The sequence below is a fragment of the Streptomyces sp. IBSBF 3136 genome (assembly GCF_036815105.1).
GTDB lineage: Bacteria > Actinomycetota > Actinomycetes > Streptomycetales > Streptomycetaceae > Streptomyces.
The window spans coordinates 1-1,127 of record NZ_JAJSZC010000464.1 but is presented as its reverse complement, the minus strand read 5'-3'; the positions used below and the strand labels follow the sequence as shown (position 1 = coordinate 1,127).

The window sequence follows — 1,127 nt, the reverse complement described above, 5'->3', positions numbered from 1 at the left end:
CTCGTGCACGAACTCGCCCACGAGTGGTACGGCGACTCGGTCACCCCCGCGAGCTGGCGGGACATGTGGCTCAACGAGGGCTTCGCCACGTACGCGGAGTGGCTGTACGAGGAGGACCACGGCGGCAGGAGCGCGCAGCGGACCTTCGACGACCTGTACGAGGCGGACGACAAGGAGGTGTGGTCCTTCCCGCCGGCGAAGCCCTCCGACGCCGCGCACATCTCCGCCGCCCCCGTCTACCAGCGCGGCGCGGCGGTGCTGCAGAAGATCCGCCAGAAGGTCGGCGACGACACCTTCCACGCCATCCTCCGGGGCTGGGCCGCCGCCCACCGCCACGGCACCGCGAGCACTGCCGACTTCACCGCGTACGTCGAGAAGCGGGCCCCGGGCGAGGACTTCTCCGGGATCTGGCGGGACTGGCTCTACGGAGACGGCAGGCCGGACCACCCGTGACGGGCGGCCCGGCCGTGGAACTGCCTCGGAACGCGGTCAGTTGACGTTGACCGCCGTCCAGGCCGCCGCCACCGCGTTGTACTCGGCGCTGCCGGAGCCGTACAGGGCGGCCGCGGCCTGCAGGGTGCCGGTACGGGCGCCCGCGTAGGTCGTGGTCGACGTGAAGTACGTGCTCAGGGCCTTGTACCAGATCTGGTCGGCCTTGGCCCGGCCGATGCCGGTGACCGTGGAGCCGTTGTAGGTCGGTGAGTTGTAGGAGACGCCGTTGATCGTCTTGGCGCCGCTGCCCTCGCTCAGCAGGTAGAAGAAGTGGTTGGCCACGCCGGACGAGTAGTGCACGTCGAGGCGGCCGACCGTCTTCGACCAGTAGTCGGCGGAGCCGCCGTCCTTGCTGGGCTTGTCCATGTAGCGCAGCGGGGTGCCGTTGCCGTTGATGTCGATCTTCTCGCCGATGAGGTAGTCACCGGGGTCGGAGGCGTTGTTCGCGAAGAACTCCACCGACGTGCCGAAGATGTCGGAGGTGGCCTCGTTCAGGCCGCCCGACTCCCGGCTGTAGTTGAGCTTCGCGGTGGCCGCGGTCAGACCGTGGCTCATCTCGTGGCCGGCCACGTCCAGCGAGGTGAGCGGGTCGGCGTTGTTCGCGCCGTCGCCGTACGTCATGCAGAAGCAGCTGT

The 1,127-nt window shown here is 69.2% G+C and carries 2 protein-coding genes; one reads left to right on the top strand and one right to left on the bottom strand.

The window, feature by feature from the left end:
• Positions 1-453 (top strand): M1 family aminopeptidase (locus tag V7E45_RS40230; protein WP_333779240.1); only part of this gene is annotated, 453 nt, incomplete at its 5' end.
• A 36-nt stretch (positions 454-489) separates the two neighbouring features.
• Here V7E45_RS40230 and V7E45_RS40225 read toward each other — a convergent pair.
• The coding region (locus tag V7E45_RS40225; RefSeq protein WP_333779239.1) for a M4 family metallopeptidase at positions 490-1,127 on the bottom strand (638 nt) is incomplete at its 5' end.